Origin of the sequence: Erythrobacter sp. (genome assembly GCF_030066995.1) — a bacterium.
In the GTDB taxonomy this organism is placed as follows: domain Bacteria; phylum Pseudomonadota; class Alphaproteobacteria; order Sphingomonadales; family Sphingomonadaceae; genus Erythrobacter.
Map to the genome: position 1 here is coordinate 41297 of NZ_JASJAP010000002.1, position 25030 is coordinate 66326.

The window sequence follows — 25030 nt, forward strand, 5'->3', positions numbered from 1 at the left end:
CCCTTATAGGGATCGCACCGCGCCGGGCCGATATCCGCTGGCGCTCGCGGTCAGCGTGTTGCGCAGCGCGGGGCCGTATTCATCGGCGCTGATCTCGAAACGATCACCGGGCTGCGTCCTGAATCCATCCGCAAAGCTTAGCGTCGCCGTGCCCAGGAAATGGACGTGGACGTCCCCCGGACGTCGGAATGCGGGGTATTTGAAATGGTGATACTCAATGTTTTCAAGGCTGTGGCACATACGCGCCTCGCCGCTTTCGAACGGCTTTTCCCACGCCACAGCCCCGTCGCGATGGATCGCGCAGCGGCCATCGACCTCTTGCGGCAGATCGCCAAGGCGAATCGCGGGGCCGATCGAGAACTGGCGGAGTTTGGAGTGCGCCAGCCAGAGGTAGTTACCCTTCTCGATCACATGGTCGGAATATTCGTTCGCCAGCGCCGATCCGATCCGGCGCGGTGTCCCTTGATCATCGATCAGATAAATCACCGCAATTTCAGGCTCTTCACCGCCGTCCGCGGCGTAATCGGGCAGATTGAGCGCGCCGCCCGGTGCGACCAAGGACTGCCCGTCACCCTTATAGAACCATTCGGGCGCCGCGCCGACTTCGCCTGCCGCTGGCCACCCGTCTTCCAGCCCAAGCCGGAACATGCGCGCCGAATCGGTTTCGCCTTGCGCGGCCTGCTTGTGCATGGCGTCGCGTCCCGAGGCGCTGCCCATATGGGTGAGACCGGTGCCCGAAGCGATCAATCGGGCGGGGTCCGGATGCAGGATGGGCGGCAGCAAACCGCGATCCGCTTCAAGCTGCGAATAGGAAAGGCTCGTCTTGCCCGCACCACCGCGCACAAGATCGGCGAGCGGTTTGCCATCGGCAACCGCCCTTTGCGCCAGCGCATAGAGGCCGCCTTCGACGTCGAGCGGTCGCACCTCGTCACCATCGAGCAGGCCTAGCGCCAGCCCTTCGCCGCGATCGAACTGGATCAGCAAGGTCACGCGATCATCCCTTCCCCGAACCGCGCGGGAGGCAGACCCGTACAATCGGTTTCGAACACGAACAGCGATCCCGCCTGCGGCTCGCGTGCAAGCGCGTCTTCGGTCATGCCTTCCCTGGCGGACGTAACGATAAGCAGGTTCATCCGAGGGCCGCCAAACACCGGGCAGGTGCATTGCTTCGTCGGTACGGCGATCCGCGCCAGAAGCGCGCCATTGGGGTCGCGAACATGGATCTCGCCCGCACCCCAAACGGCGTTCCAAACGCGCCCTTCGGCGTCTGTTACGGCGCCGTCGGGTGCTCCCTCGGGCAGCGAACAGAACAGTGCCGCCTCGCCAAACGTCCCGGCTGCGATGTCGAAGGGATAACGATGGATGGCCGCTTGAACCGAATCCGCGAAATAGACGGTCGCACCATCCCGGCTCCAACACAGCGCGTTGGGAACGCCGATGCCGGTGCGGTGCTCGCGAAGGCCCTCGTCCGCATCGATGCTGTACAACACACCCAAGCCCTGCTTTCCTTGCGGATCGGCCATCGTCCCTGCCCAGAAACGCCCATCGGGGCCGACGCGCCCGTCGTTGAAGCGCATATCGGCGCGTCCCAGAAGCGGACGCTCGATCCACTCGACCCGGCCTGCTTCCGGATCGAGCCACGCAAAGCCTGTCTGGAAGGCGCCGATCAAGCGCCCGTCGCCCGGCGCTGAAAACCCGAAGCTGCCGAGCTTCTCGGGCAGCGCAATGGTGCGGTGCTCGCGCGTCTGCCAATCGATGCGGTGCAACCGTGATCCCTGAATATCGGTCCACCACAGCGACCGATCCTCGGGCCGCCAGGCGACGCCCTCGCCCAGTTCGTCACCGGCATCGATCGTCTCGATCAGACGCGCCTCGACCATCAGTGGTTTTCCCGGGGCACGGCTGCTCCGCGACAGCCGACGAGGAAATCGAGATCGACACCGCGATCGGCCTGCTGGACATGGTCGATGTAGAGCTGCTGGTATCCACCCTCAAATGGGGGTGAAGGCGGCGACCACGAGGCGCGGCGACGTTTCAACTCGTTTGCGTCGACTTCCAACTCGAGGGTGCGCGCCTCGACATCGAGCGCGATCATGTCGCCGCTGCGGACCAGGGCAAGCGGTCCTCCGGCAGCCGCTTCCGGTGCGACGTGCAGCACGACCGTGCCATACGCGGTCCCGCTCATCCGCGCGTCGGAAATGCGCACCATGTCGCGCACGCCCGCTTCGAGCAGCTTGCGCGGCAGCGCCATGTTGCCGACCTCGGCCATGCCGGGATAGCCGCGCGGCCCGCAATTCTTGAGCACGAGCACCGATTGCGGCGTCACGTTGAGATCGGGGTGGTCGATCCGGGCTTTGTAGTCCTCGATATCCTCGAACACGACCGCAGGGCCGCGATGCCGCATCAGTTCCGGGGACGCCGCCGAGGGTTTGAGCACGGCCCCTTGGGGCGCAAGGTTCCCCCGTAGAACCGCGATGCCGCCATGGTCGCGCACCGGATTGTCGAACCTCCGGATAACGTCCCTGTTCCAGCACGGCGCGTCCCTGTAATTCTCGCCCAGCGACCGCCCGGTGACCGTCAGCGCGTCGCGGTCCAGCCGATCGCCCAGCTCGGCGATCACCGCCGGGACCCCGCCTGCATAGTGGAAGTCCTCCATCAAAAAGCGGCCCGATGGCATCAGGTCGACCAGACAGGGAATGTCGCGGCCACAACGATCCCAATCGTCCAGAGCGATGTCGACGCCCACGCGTCCAGCGATAGCGAGGAGATGCAGCACCGCGTTGGTCGAGCCGCCCACCGCGCCATTCACCCGGATCGCGTTCTCGAACGCTTCGCGCGTCAGAATTGCGCTGGGACGCAAATCCTCATGCGCCATCTTCACGATGCGCCGCCCGGTCATCTGCGCAAGGGTGTTGCGATGCGAATCCGCCGCCGGAATGGCCGCGTTCGAGGGCAGCGCCATACCCAGCGCCTCCATCATCGTCGCCATTGTCGAGGCGGTGCCCATCGTCATGCAATGCCCCGCCGAACGGTGCATGCCCGCCTCTGCGGCGAAGAATTCCTCTTCGCTCATCGCGCCGCCGCGCACATCCTCGGACATCTTCCAGACATCGGTGCCAGAGCCCAAAGTCCGCCCGCGAAACCGGCCCGACAGCATCGGCCCGCCCGACAGCACGATGGTGGGCAAATCGCAGCTCGCCGCGCCCATCAACAGCGCGGGCGTGGTCTTGTCGCATCCGGTCATCAACACCACCGCATCGATCGGATTGGCGCGAATCGATTCCTCAACATCCATGCTGGCGAGATTGCGGAACAGCATGGCGGTGGGCCTGAGATTGGTCTCCCCCAGCGACATGACCGGGAATTCGAGCGGCAATCCGCCCGCCTGCCACACACCGATCTTCACCTTCTCAGCCAGTTCACGGAAATGGCTGTTGCAGGGAGTTAACTCACTGAAGGTGTTGCATATCCCGATAACGGGCCGCCCATCGAAGCTGTCATGCGGCAGCCCCCTGTTCTTCATCCAGCTGCGATGCATGAAGCCATCGCGGTCCTTGCCGCCGAACCATTCCTGAGATCTGAACTTGCGCACGCGCCCTCACCCTACCATCGCCCAAAATTAGGAATACGTCTGACGAATTGTGTTTGGCAAGGGTCTGCGATATTGCAGCCAAAAGACGCGCGGCCTCACCGGTCGCGCCGGGGGGAACGGGAGAGACCCTTGGCAGACACATCGAACAGCGCGGACGCGGGGCGGGCCAAGGGCGCGCGCGCGCTGAAAACCGAATGGGTAATGGTCGGCGTCGGCTTTCTCTCCCTGCTTTTCACCTTCTCGGCATCCGCCTCGGTCCTGCCGCTGCTCTACAGTCCGATGATCGACGAGTTCGGCTGGACCCGCACCGAAGCCACAGTCGCGTTCACCTATGGCAACTTCGTCAGCATGGCGCTTTCGCTGCTGGTGATCGGGCCGCTTATCGACCGGATCGGCGCGCGCACCGTGGTGATCGGAGCGGTTGCGCTCACGGGTGTAGCAATGGTCAGCTTCCTCGCGATCAGCGGCTGGTGGAGCTATGCGCTGCTGGCGACCTTGAACCATGGCACGGCCACGGTGGTGCTGATCGGGCTGAAGGTGCTGGTGTCGCGCTGGTTCACGGGCAATCAAGGATTTGCGCTCGGGATCATGATCGCAGGCACAGGCGTAGGCGGCGTCATCCTGCCGCTCACGGTGCAACCGCTGATCGCGGAACTGGGCTGGCGGGCGGCCTATGCCTCGCTCACACTGGGGATCTGGCTCATCGTCCTGCCCCTTCTGCTGTTCGTCGCGCGCGAGGAGCCGAGCGAGGGGGAACTGGCCGAACAGATCGGCAATGCGAAGGCAGCGCCCGATGTGCTGGCCTTTCTCAACAAGCCGTTCTCTGCGCGCGAGGCCGTGCGCACGCGAACATTCTGGTTCGTTGCCATCAGCCTCTATCTGGCCGCCGCGGTCGATATGGGCGTGCTCCAGCACACCGCCCTGTTTCTCGAACGCGACAAGGGATTGGGGGCGGAAGCGGCGGCTCTGGGCGTCGCCGGGACGTTTGCGCTGTCAATTTTCTCCAAAATCGCCGCCGGATGGTTTTACGACAAGACATCGCTGAAAGGGATTTCGCTCAACTACCTGCTGGTCGGGATCGCCGCTGTGATGGCATTGGGCGTTACGGGTGCCGCGACCGTCACCGCCTTCATCATGGTGCGCGGTATCGCCCATGGCGGGATCATCGCCGACAGCCCGGTCTTGGCCAAGCATGTCTATGGCCACCGCGCGATGAACCGTGTGCTGCCCATCCTGACCGGCATGACCACGGCCGGTTTCGCGACCGGCCCGCTTGCGCTGGCCGCGATTCACGATGAAACCGGAAGCTATGCTTTGGGCTTCATGATGTTCGGCGCAGCCGGTGCAATCGCGGCTGCCATGCTCTGGCCCGTGCGGCCAACCTATCGCGAGTTGCTACGCAAACACGCAGCGGACATTGACGGGTTGAAACAGGCAGTGCAAACAAGAACGACGTCTGATTAATTTGACGGATCGGTAGAGATGGACAAGGCAGCGCTCGGCGCGTTCTACGATCGCATTGCAAAGCAGGATATGGCCCCGCTGTGGGAAAGCCTGCATGTGCTTGTATCGCAGGAACCAGCCACCCCGGTCGCTCCGGTCCACTGGTCGTATAGCGAGGCGATCCGTCCCGCGCTGATGGAGTCGGGAAACCTGATCACCGCCGAGGAGGCGGAGCGGCGCGTCCTCATCCTCGAAAATCCCGGCCTCAAGGGGCAGGGCGCGGCCACGAACAGCCTTTATGCAGGGATGCAGCTGCTCCTGCCCGGCGAAGTCGCGCCGTGCCATCGCCACACGCAGACGGCGCTGCGGTTCGTGATCGAGGGCGAAGGGGCTTACACCTCGGTGGATGGAGAGCGCACGCCCATGTCTCCGGGCGACATGGTGATCACGCCGCAATGGACTTGGCACGATCACGGCAATGAAACCGATCGGCCGATGGTCTGGCTCGACGGTCTCGATATCCCCATGGTTCGCTTCTTCGGCTCCAGCTTTGCGCAAGGCGGAAATACCGCGCAGCAGCCGATATCCCGGCCCGTGGGCGACAGTCGGGCGCGGTTTGCCAGCAATTTGTTGCCCCATGGGTGGGAGCGCTCGCGTGCCGGCTCGCCGATCTTCAATTACCGCTACGCCGACACGCGGCCAGCGCTGGCCACACTCGCACGAAACGATACGCCCGATCCGCATTTCGGGCACCGGATGCGCTATATCGATCCGACCACGGGCGGTGACGCCATGCCGACCATGGCGGCGGCGATCCAATTGCTGCCGCAAGGGTTCGAGACGCGGCCAACCCGCTCGACCGATGCGACGATCTTCGTCGTGGTCGAAGGTGAAGGCGAAAGCCGGATCGGCGATGAAACATTCGCCTGGCAACCCCACGACGTGTTCGTCGCGCCGAGCTGGGCATGGCGCTCCCATTCGGCGAAATCCGAAGCCGTGCTGTTCAGTTTTTCGGACGCTGGCGTGCAGCGTCATTGCGGGCTGTGGCGACAGGAACTCGCGAACCCGGACAAGGAGAACGTATGAAGCCGATTTTCGATCTGGAACCCAATATCCTGCCGATCACCGATGGCACGGGTTTTCCCGTTCGCCGCGTCTGGTGTGTGGGGCGCAATTATCGCGCCCACGCAATCGAGATGGGAACCGACCCGGATCGCGAGCTGCCGTTCTACTTCGCCAAACCATCCGACTCGGTCCTGCCAGCAGGCAGCACAATCGCCTACCCCCCAGAAACCGAGGATTTTCAGCATGAAATCGAGCTGGTGATTGCGATCGGCGTTGGCGGTGCGGACATTCCGGTGGAAGACGCGGCGAAGCATGTTTTTGGGCATGCGGTCGGGCTCGATTTCACCCGCCGCGATCTGCAACTTGCCGCGCGCAAAGCCGGGCGACCGTGGGAGACGGGCAAAGCGTTCGATCAGTGCGCGGCATGCGGCCCGATCGTGCCGGGCAGCGAGCCGCTCACCGACGGCGCAATATCGCTCACCGTCAATGGCGAGGCGCGCCAGTCGAGCGACATCTCGCTCTTGATCTGGAGCGTTGCGGAAGTCGTCTCGGACCTGTCGCGCTATGTCCGACTGGAACCGGGCGATCTGATCTTCACCGGGACGCCCGAAGGCGTTGGCCCCATCGGACGCGGCGACACGCTTCACGGCGAGATCGCCGGTCTACCCGATCTCGATGTGACGATCGGTTGAGGCGCAACGTTATGGAGATCGCAATCATCGGGGGCGGGATCGCAGGGTTGGCGCTGGCGCTTAATCTGCACCGCCATGGGATCGGCGCGACGGTGTACGAAGCGGCACCGGAAATCCGGGAGATCGGCGTTGGCATCACGCTGCTGCCGCATGCGATGCGCGAGCTAGAGCGACTGGGGATCGCGCAAAAGATCGAACAGCTTGGCGTTGAAAACTATTCGAGCGCCTTCTTCAATCGCTTCGGACAGCGCATTTACGCCGAGGAGCGAGGGCGCAATGCCGGATACGATCTGCCCGAATGCGGCATTCACCGCGCCGATCTGCATGGGTCTTTGCTCGCCGCGGTGCAGGAGCAGTGTGGGGAGGACACGCTGACCCTGGATCATCAATTCGTCTCACTCGAGCAGGATGAGACCGGCGTCTCCCTTCGGTTCGAACGCAGCGATGGCTCGAGCGTAGCAGCATCGACAGACATGGTCCTTGCCTGCGACGGCGTGAATTCCCGGGTGCGCCAGATGTTTTATCCGGGTGAAGGTGTCGCCTTTGGTGGGATCAACACGTGGCGCGGCGTCACACGCATGCCGCCGATCCTCGATGGCCATACCTATATGCGAATTGGCACGATCCACTCGGGCAAGCTCGTCATCTACCCGATCCGCGATGCGATCGACGATGCTGGCAATCAATTGATCAACTGGGTCGCGGAGATCCATTCGGACACGGCGGGCCCGAACGAATGGAACAAGCCGGGCAGGCTGGAGGACCTCATGCCGATCTTTGGCGATTGGCGGTTCGATTGGCTCGACGTGCCCGAGATGCTGCGCCGGGCGGATATGATCTTCGAATATCCGATGGTGGATCGCGATCCCGTGGACGAGTGGACCTTTGGCCGGGTCACGCTTGTGGGCGATGCCGCGCATCCGATGTATCCGCGTGGATCGAACGGCTCGGCGCAAGCGATGATCGATGCGAGGGTTCTTGCCGATGGATTGGCAGACGCCGGCGATCCGCGGGAGGCGTTGAACGCCTATGCTGCAGAACGCGTGCCGGTCACCTCCAGGATTGTTGAGACAAACCGCACCGCGCCTCCCGATGCGATCATAATGCGCGTCGAGGAACTTCACGGGGACCGACCGTTCGACGATATCCACGCGATTGTCGACGAGGCGGAGCTGCGCGCGATCTCCAGGCGCTATCAGCAGATCGCGGGCTTTGCGCGCCCTTCCTGCTGAGCGCGGTCCTCCCGGTTCTGCGAACACGCCAGCGCATGAGCTTGCAACTTCGCGCAAGGTCGGCGAAGGAGCGAGTGCAGCGGCCCGACTGGGGGCGACCGGGACTAGGAGTGCATGAGCGACCCGCTAGAACAGCTATACCAGCGTCCGGGATTCTTGATCCGCCGCGCTCATCAGATTTCCGTCGCGCTGTTCCAGCAGGAAGCCGCCGAACTGGGCGGCACCACGACCCAGTTTGGCGCCCTCTACATCATTCATCATCATCCCGGGATCGACCAGATTGGCCTGGCATCGCTTGGCGGATTCGACCGCTCTACTACCGCAATGGTTGTGCGCAAACTTGAAGAAGATGGCGCACTCATAAGAACAGCGGACCCCGAAGATCGACGGCGCAAGACGCTGCGATTGACCAAGAAGGGCGAAGACCTGCTGGACTCCATGTATGAGCCTGCGGCCCAGGCCCAGCAACGCTCGCTCGAGATATTCACGCAGCGAGAAGCCGAACGCTTCCTGCAATTGCTCGACAAGTTCGTGAGCGCCCATAACGATGCCGTGCGTACAAAAGTTTCATCGCTCCGGGACAAGGACAAGAGTGTCAACAAGGTCGACGGCTAAGCTCATATGCGCGAGGCGGCGTACGGCTCCGGATCCACCGATGGCGTATCTTTGGAGATCAACTCACCCAAGAGCTTTGCCGAACCAGCAGCCAGCGTCCATCCGAGCGAGCCATGGCCGGTGTTCAGCCACAAGCCTGGGATACGCGTGGCACCGATGAACGGCCTCCCGTCGGCGCTCATCGGCCTTAGGCCGCACCATTCGTTACCGTCTTGGCCCTCTAAGGCTGCGGCCACACTAGGGAGGTTGGCGCGCATCATAGCCTTGAGATTGTCGATCCGTTCCGGACGCATGCGGCGATCCTCTCCTGTGAACTCCGCCGTCCCAACCGCGCGCAGACAAGTTCCCAAAGGCACCAGCGCGGCATGGCGCGCATCGTCGATCAAGGCGTGGCCGGGAACGCCATCGATGCCCTCCACATCGAACGTCACCGAATAACCTTTCGCCGGACGCACTGGCAGACGCAGGCCCAAGGGCCCGATCAGCCCGCGCGATGCATTGGCCGCGGCGACTATGACCTGATCTGCGGGCGCCCTTCCGCCGCGCAGCTGCACCCCGGCCACGCGACCTCGCTCGACCAGCAAGCTCTCGACCTGCGTATCGTAGCGAAACTCCACGCCCGCCTGGCGCGCAGCGGCGGCCAGTCCCTTCGTAAACAGATGCGCATCCCCGCGCGCGTCGCCCGGATAGTGGATGGCGCCCCCAAGCCGACCTTCAATCGATGCCAGAGCCGGCTCGCGGGCAATCGTCGCAGTTGCGTCCAACGCCTCGAAGCCGAGGCCAACGTCGCGCAGCCATGCGATCTTGCTCACTGCCTGTTCGAATTCGTCACGGTCGAGGAAGAATTTGAGCGAACCCTTGTCGCTTCTATCGAATTCAAGCCCAAGCCGGTCCGCCCATTCCAGAGTCCTGGGAACGCTGAGCAACGCCAATCGCAGATTCGCTTCGGTGGCATACTGGTGATGACGCGGCGAAGAATGGCGCAGAAAGCTGATCCCCCAACTCATCAGGGATGGCACAGCCCGCAGTCGCAGCTTCATCGCCGAAGTCGGATCGAATAGCGAAGAGGCGAGATGCTTCCACACACCGGGAGAATTCCACGGATCGGGCATGGACGGGGTGAGCATGCCGCCATTCGCAAAGGACGTATCCTCTCCCGCGCCCGGTCGCGCTTCCAACACCGTCACCGCGTAGCCGCGCTCGGCCAGCTCCCACGCGCTGCACACGCCCAAAAGCCCTGCACCGACGATGATGATCCTGTCTTGTGGCACGCAACCGTCCTAAAAGTCGCCGCTGCCCAGACGATCGGCGAGATGTTCCGCTGAACGCATGGCCAGAGCCATGATCGTTAACGTGGGATTCTTGTCCGGGGACGACGCAAACGCCGCCCCGTCGGTGACATAGAGATTTGGCATCTCCCACGCTGCCCCCCAACGATCGAGAACAGAGGCCGCGGGGTCATCACCCATCCGGGCCGTCCCGACTTCGTGAATCACCGAACCACCAACACGTATGCGGTCTTCGATCGGGCGGCCATCGTCAGGCGGCACTTCAGCGCCGAGCCCCTCGAAGAAGTCGCGCAGCGAGGCATAGATGTGCCGTCCAGTGGCCTTTTCCTGCTCGCCATGCGCAAAATGGAACCGAGGCACGGGCATACCGAAGCGGTCGCGCACATCGGGATCGAGATCCATGTAGGATCGATCGTTGGGCAGCATCTCTCCTCGCCCGGAAATGAAAACCGTGCTCGAATAGCGTTCGCGCATAGCGGGAAGCAGATCGGCGCCGAAAGCACCCGTGTCGCTTGCCAACCCCATTCCAGTGCCGACATCGGGCGCTAAGCGCCCACCCCAGAATTCGAGGTGATAGCCGCGCGCGAAGTCCAGCTTGCCCGCGCGCATGTCGTCATAGCCCCACCAGGGGGCGTAGGCATGGTAGAGCGACACGCCCTCATCGTTCCAGGGCTCGAGACCTTCCAGCGCGGGGATACGCGCCGCCATCCCGACATTGACTGTGTCCATAAGATTGCGACCGACCTGACCGCTGCCATTGGCGATCCCCTGCCCCTTGTCCGAATTGAGCAGAATCTGGGTCGTCGACAAGGTGCTCGCGGCCAAAACGACAGCGCGCGTACGCACCTCGTGCACCTCATCCGTTTTGGTGTCGATGAACCGCACACCCTTGGCCTGCCCATCGTCGCCCTTGATCACCTCGATCACATGGGCATCGGTGCGCACGGCGAGTTTCCCCGAGGCAACGGCAGGAGAGATGAGGACGGTGGGCGATTGGAAATTGGCCTTGATCGAGCAGCCGCGCTGGCAATCGGTCGCGTAGAAGCAGGCTTGTCGATCATCGAGCGGCTGCGTGAGGATCGCCATATGCGCGGGCACAACCGGAACGCCGAACTTCCGGCCGAGCACAAGCTTCAAGAGCCGCTCATATCCGCGCATCGGAGGCGGAGGCTGTAAAACGCCGTCGGGGCTGTCGGGTGAGTTTTCGATCCCTTCGGCGGCTCCGAACAGGCCGACGAGCGCCTCCGTCCTATCGTACCACGGAGCCATCTCTTCGTAGTCAATCGGCCAATCGACACCCAATCCATCACGGCTGTAGCCTTTGAAATCATACGGCCCGAAACGCAGCGACAGTCTTCCCCAGTGATTGGTCTTGCCGCCGAGCATACGCGCGCGCCACCATCGGAACTTGCTGCCTTCCGCGACGGTGTAGGGTTCGCCAGGGACGTTGTTTCCACCATTCACCGTGGCGTCAAAGAAGCCCTGCTCCTTGTCGGGCGTCTGCGCTCCATTGAGCGGCGCGTCCTCGAAGTGGTCCCACATGGGGGTCTCGGTTTCGGGATTGTAATCACGACCGGATTCGAGCAGCAGCACCCGAACACCGCGTTGGGCGAGTGTGTGGGCCGCCATACCCCCGGCGGCGCCCGAACCGACGACCACCACATCGTGACCCTGAAGTGCAGCATCGCTCATCGCTCGATTACCCAGATATTGCGAAACGCCACTCTTCCACCGGGATCGCCATGATCCTGCAGACCGATCGGCCCTCTCGGCGCGCGCGGGCGATCATATGCGGTGCGACGCGCAAATGCGGTCGGGCCGGTAAAGGCGACGTCGTTCTGAACAAGCACCCCGTTGAGCCTCACCGTCGCGCGCGCTGGCCCGGTAACGGTACCACTTTCATCCACCTCTGGGGCCGTGGACGCGATGTCGAGACACTGCCATACTCCAGGCGGCAGCGCTGCATTGGCTGATGGTGGCGACTGGCCGTAAAGCGCACCGATCATGCCGTCAGGATAGGTAGGGTTCGCCCACCCATCGAGAATTTGAATTTCGTGATCGCCGTGCAGGAAGACACCGCTATTGCCCCGCCGCTGGCCATATCCGTGGGTGGGCACCGGCAAGCGAAACTCAAGATACAAACGAAAACTGTCGAACGACCGTTTGCTCATGATGCGATTGGAAGTCTCGCCGGCGGCAAGGATCAGTCCGTCGCGTTCGGCCCACATATCGTGCCGGTCGCCCGTGAAATCGCGCAAGGTAAGACGCACTGCCTCGTCCGGTGCGACTTGCGGCTCGCAGCGACCCTGCGCAAGCGGTGGTTGCGGACGACGCAGATCGTGCACACGCCATCGGGAATTGCCGGAAAGCGGCGCGCGCAGCAGCGCGTCCGGCCAAAAGTCCTCACCCCAGCCAAGCACCATGTCCGGATGGGCCTCCAGCAACTGGGCGACCTGAGGATCGTCCTTGAGCGCCGAGTAAATCTCGCGCGCCGCTTGCCGCTCGGCGTCCGAATTCAGCGTTTCGATCAACACTGAAGGCTCGCTGATCTCGCCATCGCCCGACGACATGCTAGGCGACGCGACCATTGCGCCTGACAGCGCGACAAGCACGGCATGCTTCACAGCGCGGCTGCCCTTCGCTCGATCTCCGCAACGACTGCAGGCGGCGGTCCTTCGAATGTGAGGCTCGCCTGATCGCCGATGAAACCGATCGCGCGCTGCCCGGCGCGCGTCGACACATAGCCTCCAGCCACAAGCTCGATCAGCCGCAGCATGGCTTCATCACCCGACGCGGCAAGGCGCGGCAACTCGCTGGCCAGCGCAGTCTCGGATCGAGCTGAAAGGCGCTCGAGCAGGGGCAGGATCAAGTCTCGGTCAGCTTTCTGGTCGGGATAGGGCGCGCTCAGCCATTCTTCGAGAAAGGCAGGAACGCCCACTTCGGAAGGGCGGGGATGCTCTGCATCAGGCACCAGGACGATATCAGCGATGGCACTTAGCTGTGAGCGCTGATCCTCGCTCAACGACAGCTGCCATGCTGGACGTACTGGGTTCACAAGCTGCGGATCGCGCCCATATCCGGCGGGAAAGACTTCGGCTTCGACGATCTTGCCGCCCGCGCTTCGTAATCCAAGATAGGCCAGCATCGCGGCGGACCCGGCGAGCGCAACGCCCCCGGTCCCGTACCACATCGCTCGGCGACGGGTGACGCCGCGCTTGGTCTTATCCTCAGCCATTCGGATGCTCCTCAATCTTCGTCCACGCTGCGTTGTTCGCGGATGAGCGCAGCACCGCGTCGACGAAAGCGACGCCCTCGACGCCATCATCAATACCCGGCACGCTCGCGCTGTTGCCGGGCCCTCCCGCTTGCCACGCTCGTATGCCTTCCGCCGCCTCGCAATAGAGCGTTCCAAACGCCTCGACAAAACCCTCAGGATGCCCCGGCGGCAGGCGAGACCCCGCCGCCTCGGCTTCAGGCCCTCCGCGCCGGACGATCTGCGGAGGCTGCCCACGTGCTGCGAATGTCAGTTCCTCCGGGTTCTGTTGATGCCACTCAAGCCCACCCTCTTCACCGAAGATGCGCAGTCGCAATCCATTGGTATTGCCATGCGCAATCTGGCTCGCCCAAAGCATCCCGCGCGCGCCGCCTTCCAGCCTCAGCAATATGCGGGCATCGTCGTCAACCACGCGTCCCGGCACTAGCGAAGACAGATCCGCCCCCAGTTCTTCAACCCTCAACCCGCTGACAAAGCGCATCAGATGATAGGCGTGCGTCGCAATGTCCCCGGTCGCACCGGCCCCACCCGTCGCCACTGGATCGGTCCGCCAGCCCGCCTGTTTCTGTCCGCTCTGCTCGATCGGTTCGGCGAGCCAATCCTGGACATACTCGACGTGCACGCCTCGGATTGTGCCCAGCACACCCTCGGACACCATCTCACGCATCTGTCGTACAAGCGGGTAGCCGGAATAATTGTAGGTGACAAAGAAGGGGATGCCAGTTCGAGAGACGGCATCGGCCAGTCTCTTCGCTTTCCCAAGGTCGGTCGTCAGCGGCTTGTCGCAAATCACCGGAAGGCCTTTGTCCAGACAAGCCATCGCGGCATCGAAATGCACCTGGTTCGGGGCCACGATAGCGACAGCCTCGGCCCCATCCTCGCGCGCGGCTTCGCTGGCCGCCATCGTGGCAAAGTCCGGATAGCAGCGCTCTGGATCAAGGTTGAGTTCGCCCGCCATGGATGCGCTCTTTTCCGGATCGGAGGAAAACGCACCGGCCACAAGCGCGAAGTGGCCGTCCAGGCGCGCCGCCATGCGATGCACCCCGCCGATGAAAGCGTCCGGCCCGCCACCGATCATTGCCAGTCGTATCGGTCTCATACCGGGTTTCGCAGACCCAGCATGCGGCGATTGGCAGCGGCGTCGGTATCGCCTGCTGCAAAGTCGTCGAAAGCGTGCGGCGTTACGCGGATGATATGATCGCGCACGAATTGCGCCCCTTCACGCGCCCCGTCTTCGGGGTGCTTCAACGCGCATTCCCATTCGACGACAGCCCAGCCGTCGAAATCCATAGCGGTGAGCTTGGCAAAGATCGCCTTGAAATCGACCTGGCCGTCTCCCAGCGAGCGGAACCTTCCGGCGCGCTCCACCCACGGCGCATAGCCCGAATAGACACCTTGCCGGCCCGTCGGGCGGAACTCGGCATCTTTCACATGGAACATGCCGATCCGCTCGGCATAGACGTCGAGATGGTCGAGATAGTCGAGCTGCTGCAGCACGTAATGCGACGGATCGAACAGCATCTTGCACCGCGAATGTCCATCGACCCGGTCGAGGAGCATCTCGAACGTGGTCCCGTCGAACAGGTCTTCGCCGGGGTGAATCTCGAAACAGATATCGACCCCGCGCTCCTCGGCGTGATCGAAGAGAGGGCGCCAGCGCCGCGCCAATTCGTCGAACGCCTCCTCGATCAATCCCGCTGGTCGCTGTGGCCAGGGATAGAAATAGGGCCATGCAAGCGCACCCGAAAAAGCCGCCATCCGGTCGAGTCCGAGATTGGCCGACGCATCGAGCGCGATCTGCACCTGTTCCACCGCCCATTGTTGCCGGGCGTCGGGATTGCCGCGCACATGCTCCGGCGCAAACCCGTCAAACATTGCGTCATAGGCCGGATGCACCGCAACGAGCTGTCCCTGGATGTGGGCCGAAAGCTCGGTGACTGCGACCCCATTTGCCTTCGCCTGACCGAGCCATTCCTCGCAATAGGACTTCGACGTGGCTGCAGCCTCCAGATCGATCATCCGCGCATCGTTGCTCGGCACCTGCACGCCCAGATAGCCGCATTCGGCGGCCCACTTGGTGATCGCCTGCCAGCTGTCGAAGGGTGGCTCATCGCCAGCGAACTGAGCCAGGAACAGCGCAGGCCCCTTGATCGTCTTCATTCCTCATCCCCCAGCCAGTGGCGGAAATATCTCGTTATCTTGGCAAAACCGTAATCCGCTCGATTGGTACCGCAACAGCTGACGCGATGATTGACCCCGGGCATAGTGAAAACGTCCAGGTCTTTGCCCTCAGCCACCATCCGGTCGATCAACTTCCACCACGGGCTGAACCCGGCATTGACCTCCAGCGGCCATGACATCGCCAGAACGCGACCCTCGATTTCGCTGACACGATCAAGATTGGACGCGGCGGCATATCCGTCGGGGTTGTCTTGCGGTAAGCCCATGAACGGCTCGATGTAGAACGGATGGTCGTCGAGATCCTGCGGCGCGGCCATCGCTACGGCGACCTTGTAGAGCTCGGGCTCATCGATCAGCGCCCGCACCGCCATGTAACCACCCCAGCTGTTGCCGTAGATGCCCACGCGATCGAGGTCCATCCAGGGCCGCGTCGAAGCCGCCTCGCGCAGCCATTGAGCATGATCGGCGATGACGCCCTGCGGCCAGGTCCCGTATGTCGCATCCTGAAAGGCGCGGCCCCGTCCCGGAGTGCCCGGCGCATCTGTGAAGACGACTACGAAGCCTTGCTGTGCCAGAACCCGCGCAGTGTTGCCGTTGATCGCGCGCCCCATTCCGCCCGAGGCGTAATATTCGGTCGGCGCCGAACTGACCTGCATTCCGGCATAGATGACCTCGACCACCGGATAGCGTTTCGCAGGATCGAAACCGAAGGGCTTGAGGATCACGCCCCTGATCTGGTGCGGACCATCGGCCTGGTCGATGACCAGTTCTTCCATCCCCGCATAGCCGAGCGCTGAAAGGCCACTCGCGTCCGTGCGAGAAACGGTGGCGGTGACCGAGCCGCCGCGGTCACGCGCCTCAATGACCGGAGGGGTGGCCAGGTCGGATCGCCGGGTCATGAAACCCGAACCGTCATCAGCAATCCACGCCGAGTAAGTGCCGGTCTCCGGCGTGAGGACTTTCATGCCGCTTCCATCCAGCCGCGCCCGCGCAATCTGACGGTGATAAGGGTGCCCCGGATCAGCGGAAACCGACAGCCAGACTTCACCGCGCGCTTCGTCGAGCTTGAGGATGCCTTGCACCAGTGCTGCGCCGTCGCTGATCCGATGGAGCTCAACCCCATTATTGCCATCGATCAGGTAGAGTTGACGCGTGCCGCTGCATTCGTTCATCACTAGCAGATCGTCGCTAGCGGACAGTGGGGTTATGTTGGGCGGTCCCAGCGTCATTGGCGTGTCGAAATAGGTCGCGACCTCTTGCCGGTAGACCAGCCGGCTCTCGCCCGTCGCAGGATCGGCGGCGAATAGTCTAAGCCGCTTCTGGTCGCGCGAAACCTTCTGCCACCACACGATTGCGCCGTCATCGCCCCAACCGACCAGACTGACATAGTGGTCTTCGGTCTCGCCCGTATCTATCGGAGTGCGCACGCCGGTTTCGGCGTCGATCAGCCACAGTTCGAACCGTGCAATAGGTTCGCCTGCGCGCGGATAGGGCCATTCCAGGATCGTCGGGCCGCGGGTAAGCGGGCGATACAGCGGCTCGTGCGGGACATCGCGCTCATCGAGCTTGACCGCAGCAATCGTTTTGCCATCGGGCGACCATTTGACGTTGAAGCCCGGCGAGAACTCCTCGGCATTGCGCCAGCCATATCGCGGCGCGCCGTCATCCGTGAGACGTCGTACCTCGTCTCCCGTCCGGATCGCGAGGTCATTCTCGACGAGGGTCACAAAACGCGAGCCGTCGGGAGAAGCCACCTCGCTCAGCCTGCCGAATGTGGTAGGAAACTGATCGGACAGCACCTGCGGCTGCGTCAGTTGGAGCGCGCGGTCACGCTCCGGTGCGGGTGACAGGGTTCGGGCCGCTATGTCCCAACGGTAACTCTCTCCACCGACCTGAAGCCACACCGCATTGCGAGAAGCGTCCAAGCTCTGCACGCTTGGAGCGGCATCCAGCCCGGCTTTAGCGAGTGCCGCCGCCAGGTCCTGCCCCACGATCAGCGTTTCGACCCGTCCCGTGGCGGGCTCGACGAGCCAGACTGTGGGTTCATGCAACGGGTCGTTCATGAGCAAGAATTCGCCGCCATCGATCGCGACCGGCCTCGCCTGTGCGCCCACCAGGCCAGCTCTCTCCGCCGCGAGGATAGCCCTCGATTCCTCGATGGTCGTTGCAATCGGTTCGTCGAGCTGCGCCGACGCCGGCGCAGCGGCGAACGCCAGCAAACCGAACGCCCAGATGATACTATGCCTCACTGATCCCACCCTGCGCGATTGAGCACGCCTGCGGCGAGAAACCCTCCGTCCACCGCAAGCACATGCCCTGTCACATAGCTTGCGCCTTTACTCACGAGAAAAAGCGCAGCCTCAGCCACCTCCTCAGGCGTGCCGTAGCGGTCTGCAGGGATCGAGCGGCGATAATTCACTCGCGTCGCATCCGAATGCATGCGCTGGACCAGTTCGGTCTCAATCGCGCCCGGCGCGAGTGTGTTCACAGTGACCCCGCTCTCGGCCAGCTCAACCGCGAGCACTCGGGTTAGCATGATCACGCCGCCCTTGGCCGCGCCATAAGCCGCGCGCCCGGTGCCGCCGCGCTCGCCCGCAGTCGATGCCAGCGTGACGATCCGACCATAGCCCGCCGTGGCCATGACCTGCCCGACCGCTCTCATCGTGTAGAACGTGCCCGACAGATCGACCTCTATCAGGCGATGCCACTCCTCATCGCTTGTTTCGAGGAACGAGCGCTCAAGGCCGATACCCGCGCTGTGAACGAGGATGTCGATCTTGCCATGGCCTGCAACCATACGTTCGACCATCGCATCGACGGCACTCGAATTGGAGACATCGACCGCGATGCCGTCGCTCGCCCCCACCTCGCGCGCGGCGATTTCGACAGCGTCGCCGTCGAGATCGGCCAAGACAACCGTTGCGCCACTGGCAGCGAGCTGCGCCGCAATCGCTTTGCCAATGCCGCGCGCCCCTCCCGTTACCAACGCAACCTGTCCGGCAAACGTCATCCACTTCCCTTCTTTCCGATTGGGGAATAATGGCGCATAGTTTTCCGAAAGGAAAGGCGCGTATGACGAAAACCGAAGCCCGCTCGAAGCACAGCTCGCACGCCGAGTTCATCGACCGCATCCGGTACGAGCTATCAGGCATCGAAAGCGAGGGTTTGACCAAGCCTGAGCGCGTAATCTCCAGCCATCAGGGACCGGAGGTGATCGTCGATGGAGAGGCGGCGCTCAACTTCTGCGCCAACAATTATCTCGGCCTCGCGGGCGATCCGCGCGTGGCTCAGGCCGCAATCGAGGCGATCGAAGAGCGCGGTAGTGGCTTGGCGTCCGTCAGGTTCATCTGTGGCACGCTTGACCTCCATAAGCGCCTTGAGCGCGCAACGGCGGACTGGCTTGGTTACGATGACGCGATCCTGTTCGCCGCCGCGTTCGACGCCAATGGCGGGGTGTTCGAACCGCTGCTGGGCGCGCAGGACGCAATCGTGTCCGACAGTCTCAATCACGCCTCGATCATCGATGGCGTTAGACTATCGAAGGCAAAGCGCTATCGTTTCGCGAACGCCGATATGGTCGACCTCGAAGCGCAGTTGAAGGCGGCCCGTGAAGACGGCGCGCGTACCGTCCTGATCGCGACCGACGGCGTGTTTTCCATGGACGGGATAATCGCGCCACTGGATGAAATTGCGGCACTGGGCGAACGCTACGGGGCGCTGGTCATGGTCGATGATTGCCATGCGACTGGCCTGATCGGTCCGGGCGGGCGAGGCAGTGGCCCGTTCAAGGGCGTGGGGGACAAGATTGACATCCTCACCGGCACCTATGGCAAGGCTCTGGGCGGCGCGATGGGCGGGTTCATCTGCGCAGCACAGCCCGTGATCGATCTGCTGCGCCAACGAGCGCGGCCGTATCTGTTCTCCAACGCATTGGCCCCGGCGGTGTGTGGCAGCGCGCTGAAAGCTATCGAGATCGCCGCAAGCGACGAAGGCGACGCGCTGCGATCACAACTTGCCGAAAACGCAGCCCATTTCCGCGGCGCGATGGATCGGGAAGGGTTCGAACTGCTCGGCGCCGATCATGCGATCGTGCCGGTCCTGCTCGGCGATGCCGCACAGGCGCAGCGCATGGCCGCACGCCTCGTTGAAAACGGCATCTTTGTGACGGGGTTTTCGTTTCCCGTTGTGCCTCGCGGTCAGGCCCGGATCAGGGTGCAGCTTTCGGCAGCCCACACGCCCGGCCAGATCGACCAGGCAGTTGCCGCCTTCGTCGAAGCGCGCGCGGCCCTTGCCTAGGCCACGGCCACCGATGGCAAACGATCCGCCAGAACATAGAGATACCAGGGATTGCCGAGAGCCTCGGCGGTTATCGAAGGATCGGCCCGGCCGGTCATGATCACTTCGTCGCCGATCTTGGCGATCGGTTCGGGCCCGAGATCGACCAGAGTGTAGAGCCGCGGCCCGGTCATCAACAGCGGCCGCAAGTGCCCGTTAACCCAGACCTGCCGGTCGCTTGGCAATCCTCCGGGCGATCCTGAAAGGACCGTCGCGACCCAAGTCCCGTTCGGCTGATCATGGCGCTTCTGGAAACCGACTGTGTCGCCGGGTGGCACCCAACTCACTTGGGCAACACGGCATTTCACTTCGAAGGATTGCTCGATATCCACCCTTCCGCTGGCCCGCGCTTCGGCAGTCGGATAGCTGCCGGTGGGCAGAATGCCGAGCCGAACCGCGTCATAATAAGCCTGCGGATATTGGAACAGGCTGCGCGAACTCACCATGTGCCGTACCCCCGGGTCGATCCCCGCCGTTCGCATCGCCGCGAGCACGCCTTCGAAACGCTCGATCTGCTCCAATTCCGGCTGCCAGGCCTCGGTCTGAGGGCGATCGCCCGGCGGGGTGACGAAATAGCTCGCCGTGCCAGTGATCCGAACCGCTCCCGAAGCGGCCAACTCCTTCGCGCGTTCGCCCGCGATCCGCCATGGGATGCCCTGACGATTAATGCCGGTATCGACCTCCAGATGCACGGAAATCGGGCGGCCCACCGCGCGCGCAATCTCGCTCACCGTTTCCGGTGTATCCTTGAGCGTCATCGCCAGATGCACACCCGCGCGCGCAAGCGCTATACTGTCGTTCTGGCTGGCCGGTGCCATCAGTAGGATGGGCTTGCGCAGACCCAGCTCGGCAAGCTCAAAGGCCTCGTGCGGGCGCACCACCATATATCCCTGCACACCGGGCATGGAATCATACATTCGCGCAACAGTTGCAGCGCCCAAGCCGTAACCATTGGCCTTAATCACCGGCATCAGCTTAGCGCCTTTCGACCGGCTTAAGATCGAGTTTGCGTTGCTCTCGAGCCGCGTGCGACTGACTTCGACCCACGGATCGAAACTCTTGCGCGGATCAGCATTGGCAAGCGCCCCGTCATTCGCCGCGAGGACGGAATCGGACGGCAAAAGAGGGACCGCCGCCGCACCAGCAATCCCGATCAACGCCTCGCGCCTTTTGATTTCAAGCGTGCGCCGCGACCCCATTTTTCCGACTCCGATCTTTACTTTCCGATCCGAAAATAGCACCTATCCTGCCCGCACGCTACGGGAGATAAGCCATGCCTGCCAGCCGATTGGCTCTTGTCGCTTTTTTGGCTTTTACGCCTCTGCTCGCAGGGTCGGAGAAAGTGATGGCTCAGGCGGCAACGGGGCATAAAACGAGGACTGGAACTTCCGAAGTCGCTCGAATGATCGAAGCGGCGACAGGTAGCGTCTTTACCAGTCGCATCGCTGCATCCTCCGCCTCCGCTGCCGTCGCCTGGACCACGCGCGAAAAAGGGTCGGAGGCGCTATGGGTAGTTAAACAGCCCGGGGACACGCCGCGACGCATTGCGGTGCTGGTGGGAGACACTGGGGACACGATCCGCGACCCGAGGCTCTCGCCTGATGGGCGCTGGATTTCCTGGCGGACGGGGCCGAGCGACGTGCCCAATGGCAAGACCCCCAATCCCGCCGCCCTTGCAAAGCCCTTGATCCAGCAGCTCTGGATTGCGCGAGTCGAAGGCGGATCGCCGATCTTGCTGGCACAAGGCGGCAGCGGGGTATCGTTTTCACCGCAATCGACGATGGTCGCGTACCGCGCAGGCGGACAGCTGCGGCTGCGTAGCTTGGGCGGGGACGGAACACTGGGCGAAGAGCAATCTCCCCTACCCGGTATTCCAGGCTTGGCCGAGGTCGCTTGGTCGCCCGATGGCAAGGCCCTTGCCTTCACATCGTATCGGCGCGCAACCAGCTTCATCGGCATCTGGCGGATCGGCGATGAGCGCGTGCGTTGGCTCGCGCCAAGCTTCGGGCGGGACGGAAACCCCTCCTTCTCACCGGACGGCAGCCGCATCGCCTTTCTTCGCAGACCGCAAATGCGACGCGGTGAAGTGCACGACGTGATGACCGGTTTCCCATATTCGGTGTGGATCGGCGATGTCGAAACGCTCTCGGCGAATGAGGCATACCGCACACCCGCGCGCGACGGCTCCGAACAGTATGGGAAGGCGCCGCTCTGGCTGAGCGAGACCGAAGTGGCCTTCCTGTCTGATGAAACCGGGTATAGCCATGTCTGGAAAGCCGATGCGCAAGGCAACAAGCGCCAGCTTACCTTTGGCAAATGCGATGTCGAGAAGATTGATAGGGGCCCGGAGACACTGATTGTCTCGTCGAATTGTAATGACATCTACCGCCGTGATGTCGCGCTATTGGATAGCGAGGGCGAGTTTCGACGGATCAGCCCCCCTCAAGCGGCGGCGGTCGATGGCACCGCGATAGGCAATACAGGGCAAGTGCTGTTCCGGTTCGCCGATGCGGCAATTCCTTACCGGGTTGCATCGTGGAAGGAGGGAGGCGGTGTCGAGATCCTCTCGCTTGCCACGCCCGCCAGAGGATTCCAGGTCCCCGAAGTCGTCACTTTCACCGCAGCAGATGGGACAGAAGTTTCTGGAACACTGTTCAAGGCTCAGGGAGTGAACGGTCCCGCGCCCACTGCAATCTTCTTGCACGGTGGTCCGCCTCGCCAAATGATGCCGACATGGCACCGGACAAGTTATTACAGCTACACCTACGCGATGAATCAGGTGCTCGCGCAGAGGGGAATGAATGTCCTCGCCGTCAACTTCCGCACCGGCATCGGCTTTGGCCAGGCGTTTCGGAATGCGCCGGGCTATGGTCCGCATGGCGCTGCGGAACTGCAGGATGTGCTGGCGGCGGAGGAATATTTGCTTAGCCGCGCCGATGTCGATGCCGCGCGCATCGGCGTCTATGGCGGCTCATATGGCGGGCACCTCTCGGCCCTCGCGCTCGCGCGGCATAGCGATAGGTTCAAGACGGCTGTGGTCTGGCACCCGGTCGCCGACTGGACCAATTGGATCCGCCGCGACGACAAACCCGACCTTAACTACACACCGTGGGGCATCACCGAGGAAACGCTGGAGCTGGCACGCGAGAGTTCGGCGCTATGGAACGTCGATACCTGGCAGTCCCCGGTACTTCTGATCGTCGGCGACGATGACAGGCAGGTGCTCGCCGAGGAGAGCATTTGGCTCCACCGCGCTCTGCAAGACCAGGGCGTCCCGGCCGAGACCATGATGCTGCCTGGAGAAGGACACGGCTTCCTGCGCCACGATAACTGGCTGCGTGTTCTGACGCGCAGTGCCGAGTGGCTCGAAGCGCACCTTGCCGCCGAGGACTGAACGCGCCGCACAGGGCTGGGATCACCAGAGGAAATTGAGGCCGGCTGCGAACCACGCCAATCCGAGTGCCGCAACGCTCACCAAAAGCCGATGCACAAGTGCTAGGCTGCCGATCGATCCTCGTCGGCGATCGACCACACTTAGCCCAAGGCCGAAGAACCCTGCGATCAACCATATCCACGCCGCAACGCTCCCGATATCCCATCGCCAGGTCGATCCGGCGAAAAGCTCGAAGGTGGGATTGAAGTCGGTGTAAAGCGGCCAGACGAGCACTGCCGCCACGACGATGGCGGCAAGGCCGATGCCAGTCGAAGCCCAACGTGATGGGCCACGTCCGACGAGGCCGGCAAGGCCAGTGGCTGCTAGCGCCAGCAAGGCAAGCGCTGTCGGCATGAACACATTCGGGTTGGCCAGGCCCTCGACCTTGTAATCGACGAACTTGGTGAAGTTCATTCGCCCCTCTTGGAAGCTGATCAACCACGGTGGGCGCTCGCCGCGCGGTGGGCCCTGGAAGAGTCCGGGAGCGACCTCATCGTATGGATCGCCGTTGATCGTGAGACGGCCGTCGTCGCCCACGCGCACCTTGGTCGCGCGCGTCATGCCGTAGATCGCCTCGCGCGTCGTAATGGCGCGCAGCGCGCCCTGATAGTCGCCAACCAGCGATTGGACGTCCGTCAGCGGCTTAGCCAGCGGCTTGAGCGGTTGCCGCTTTCCCGTCACCAGTTCCATGAACACGTCGGTGGCAATGCCGGGATTGGAATCGGTGCTGCCGAACGCATCCGTCCCGCCGGCATAGGCGATGAAGACGCCAACATCTTTGTCAGGTGCCCAAGCGAGACTGGTCCGGAAGCCAACGAACAGCCCCCCATGAGCGTATACTTTCGTCCCGTTGAAGTTGGTCGCAAAGACGCCCGGTCCCGCCTCTTCCAAACGGACGTCATTGGTGGCCAACGGGGCACGTTGCGCGGCGAGCAATTCCGGTGAAAGAACATCGGGCCGGTGCCCCAGGAGGGCCTGGAGATACGTCGCCATATCGTTCGCGGTGGTCTGGATAGAGCCCGCCGGGCCATTGTAGGGATCGTTGATCACGCGCGGCGGATAGCGTTCGCCGTCTTCGTCCCAGATCACCGGATGGAGCAGCGCGGGCCCACCGGTCGGATCGTAATTGACGATGGTATTGTCCATGCCGAGCGGTTCGAGCAAGCGGGTGCGGACATAGTCGGCATAGGTCATCCCACTGACGTCTTCGATCAGGATACCCAGGGCCACGATCCCGTAATTGGCATAGCTCACATCCCTCCCCGGTCGACGCACGACGGTGGGCATCATCCTGTTCAGAAACTGGGGCGAGGCAGGAACATTCTTCTGGGTGCCGGTCGCAGAGCCAAAGCCGGGTCCCTCGAAGCCCGCATTATGCGCCGCCAATTGGCCGATCGTAACTTCATCGCCATAGGGTGCCGGGATCTTCCAGCGTTCCAAATAGCGATTGGCCGGATCGTCCAGCGCGGCGATCTTGCCTTCCTCGATCAGCTTGAGGATCGCCAGCCCGGTGAAGGTCTTGGTAACCGATGCGATGATGAACTGGTCATCCGGTCCGATCGGTTCACCCTTGATCGCATCACGCGCACCGTATTGCTGCGCCAAACGAACGTCGCCATCTTCGACGATCACCGCCATAGCCGCGGACGCGTTGCGCTCATCCAGTGGTCTGGCGATGCGCTCTTCGACCCACTGCGCGATATCCTCAGCACGCAAGGGACCATCGCCATTCGCGCCGTCGGAGATGCGACTATCTTCAAGCTCAGGCTCAGCTGCGAGCGCTGAGGTCGAAAAGCCAATCCATAACAGGACGGCTGAAACCAAAGGCAGGAAGAGGTTGCGGGTCACAGGCACAAATGTCTCCAGGAAGGGGATTGAA

Annotated in this window: 20 protein-coding genes; 7 read left to right on the forward strand and 13 right to left on the reverse strand. The window is 62.9% G+C overall.

Annotation, left to right across the window (positions count from 1 at the left end):
* Positions 1-3: 3 nt before the first annotated feature.
* The 3 genes from araD1 to araD are packed head-to-tail and all read right to left on the reverse strand — an operon-like array spanning position 4 to position 3592.
* Positions 4-990 (reverse strand): AraD1 family protein, encoded by a 987-nt coding sequence (gene araD1, locus QNI87_RS06445; protein WP_300595367.1) that lies wholly within the window; start codon positions 988-990, stop codon positions 4-6.
* The gene (locus QNI87_RS06450; protein ID WP_300595368.1) at positions 987-1880 is read right to left on the reverse strand and encodes an SMP-30/gluconolactonase/LRE family protein; all 894 of its coding nucleotides are present in this window, start codon (positions 1878-1880) and stop codon (positions 987-989) included. Before QNI87_RS06450 ends, araD1 begins: the two co-directional genes overlap by 4 nt.
* Positions 1880-3592: an L-arabinonate dehydratase gene (gene araD / locus QNI87_RS06455; RefSeq protein ID WP_300595369.1), complete on the reverse strand. Its 1713-nt coding sequence runs from the start codon at positions 3590-3592 to the stop codon at positions 1880-1882. Before araD ends, QNI87_RS06450 begins: the two co-directional genes overlap by 1 nt.
* Positions 3593-3721: 129 nt before the next feature.
* Here araD and QNI87_RS06460 point away from each other — a divergent pair, with 129 nt between their 5' ends.
* From QNI87_RS06460 to QNI87_RS06480, 5 genes are all read left to right on the forward strand, one after another.
* Positions 3722-5056 carry an MFS transporter gene (locus QNI87_RS06460; protein ID WP_300595370.1) on the forward strand — a complete coding sequence of 445 codons (1335 nt, stop codon included), beginning with the start codon at positions 3722-3724 and terminating at the stop codon, positions 5054-5056.
* Between the two features lie 18 nt (positions 5057-5074).
* Positions 5075-6121 (forward strand): gentisate 1,2-dioxygenase, encoded by a 1047-nt coding sequence (gene gtdA, locus QNI87_RS06465; RefSeq protein ID WP_300595371.1) that lies wholly within the window; start codon positions 5075-5077, stop codon positions 6119-6121.
* Positions 6118-6792: a fumarylacetoacetate hydrolase family protein gene (locus QNI87_RS06470; RefSeq protein ID WP_300595372.1), complete on the forward strand. Its 675-nt coding sequence runs from the start codon at positions 6118-6120 to the stop codon at positions 6790-6792. The genes gtdA and QNI87_RS06470 overlap by 4 nt, the downstream gene beginning before the upstream one ends.
* Positions 6793-6803: 11 nt before the next feature.
* On the forward strand, positions 6804-8024 hold the full coding sequence (locus tag QNI87_RS06475; RefSeq protein ID WP_300595373.1) for a flavin-dependent oxidoreductase: 1221 nt from the start codon (positions 6804-6806) through the stop codon (positions 8022-8024).
* A 114-nt stretch (positions 8025-8138) separates the two neighbouring features.
* Positions 8139-8639: a MarR family transcriptional regulator gene (locus QNI87_RS06480; RefSeq protein ID WP_300595374.1), complete on the forward strand. Its 501-nt coding sequence runs from the start codon at positions 8139-8141 to the stop codon at positions 8637-8639.
* Between the two features lie 2 nt (positions 8640-8641).
* Here the strand turns inward: QNI87_RS06480 and QNI87_RS06485 are convergent, their stop codons facing one another.
* From QNI87_RS06485 to QNI87_RS06520, 8 genes are read right to left on the reverse strand one after another with little or no spacing between them, the layout of a single operon-like run.
* Positions 8642-9910, reverse strand: a complete 1269-nt coding sequence (locus tag QNI87_RS06485) for an FAD-dependent oxidoreductase (protein ID WP_300595375.1) — start codon at positions 9908-9910, stop codon at positions 8642-8644.
* 9 nt (positions 9911-9919) lie between these two features.
* Positions 9920-11620: a GMC family oxidoreductase gene (locus tag QNI87_RS06490; protein ID WP_300595376.1), complete on the reverse strand. Its 1701-nt coding sequence runs from the start codon at positions 11618-11620 to the stop codon at positions 9920-9922.
* A complete protein-coding gene (locus QNI87_RS06495) occupies positions 11617-12552 on the reverse strand; it encodes a DUF1080 domain-containing protein (RefSeq protein ID WP_300595377.1) in 936 nt (311 codons plus the stop codon). The genes QNI87_RS06490 and QNI87_RS06495 overlap by 4 nt, the downstream gene beginning before the upstream one ends.
* Positions 12549-13163 carry a hypothetical protein gene (locus QNI87_RS06500; RefSeq protein WP_300595378.1) on the reverse strand — a complete coding sequence of 205 codons (615 nt, stop codon included), beginning with the start codon at positions 13161-13163 and terminating at the stop codon, positions 12549-12551. The genes QNI87_RS06495 and QNI87_RS06500 overlap by 4 nt, the downstream gene beginning before the upstream one ends.
* Positions 13156-14301 carry a Gfo/Idh/MocA family oxidoreductase gene (locus tag QNI87_RS06505; protein ID WP_300595379.1) on the reverse strand — a complete coding sequence of 382 codons (1146 nt, stop codon included), beginning with the start codon at positions 14299-14301 and terminating at the stop codon, positions 13156-13158. Before QNI87_RS06505 ends, QNI87_RS06500 begins: the two co-directional genes overlap by 8 nt.
* On the reverse strand, positions 14298-15362 hold the full coding sequence (locus tag QNI87_RS06510) for a sugar phosphate isomerase/epimerase family protein (RefSeq protein ID WP_300595380.1): 1065 nt from the start codon (positions 15360-15362) through the stop codon (positions 14298-14300). The genes QNI87_RS06505 and QNI87_RS06510 overlap by 4 nt, the downstream gene beginning before the upstream one ends.
* Positions 15359-17632: a DPP IV N-terminal domain-containing protein gene (locus tag QNI87_RS06515; protein ID WP_300595381.1), complete on the reverse strand. Its 2274-nt coding sequence runs from the start codon at positions 17630-17632 to the stop codon at positions 15359-15361. Before QNI87_RS06515 ends, QNI87_RS06510 begins: the two co-directional genes overlap by 4 nt.
* Positions 17629-18393, reverse strand: a complete 765-nt coding sequence (locus tag QNI87_RS06520) for an SDR family NAD(P)-dependent oxidoreductase (RefSeq protein WP_300595382.1) — start codon at positions 18391-18393, stop codon at positions 17629-17631. Before QNI87_RS06520 ends, QNI87_RS06515 begins: the two co-directional genes overlap by 4 nt.
* A gap of 62 nt (positions 18394-18455) precedes the next feature.
* Here QNI87_RS06520 and QNI87_RS06525 point away from each other — a divergent pair, with 62 nt between their 5' ends.
* Entirely contained in the window at positions 18456-19679 is a 1224-nt protein-coding gene (locus tag QNI87_RS06525) for a glycine C-acetyltransferase (RefSeq protein ID WP_300595383.1), read from the forward strand.
* Here QNI87_RS06525 and QNI87_RS06530 read toward each other — a convergent pair.
* Positions 19676-20917 (reverse strand): alanine racemase, encoded by a 1242-nt coding sequence (locus QNI87_RS06530; RefSeq protein ID WP_300595384.1) that lies wholly within the window; start codon positions 20915-20917, stop codon positions 19676-19678. The genes QNI87_RS06525 and QNI87_RS06530 overlap by 4 nt on opposite strands.
* A 356-nt stretch (positions 20918-21273) precedes the next feature.
* Here QNI87_RS06530 and QNI87_RS06535 point away from each other — a divergent pair, with 356 nt between their 5' ends.
* On the forward strand, positions 21274-23112 hold the full coding sequence (locus QNI87_RS06535) for a prolyl oligopeptidase family serine peptidase (RefSeq protein ID WP_300595385.1): 1839 nt from the start codon (positions 21274-21276) through the stop codon (positions 23110-23112).
* A gap of 21 nt (positions 23113-23133) precedes the next feature.
* Here the strand turns inward: QNI87_RS06535 and QNI87_RS06540 are convergent, their stop codons facing one another.
* Positions 23134-24999 (reverse strand): serine hydrolase domain-containing protein, encoded by a 1866-nt coding sequence (locus QNI87_RS06540; protein ID WP_300595386.1) that lies wholly within the window; start codon positions 24997-24999, stop codon positions 23134-23136.
* Positions 25000-25030 lie beyond the last annotated feature (31 nt).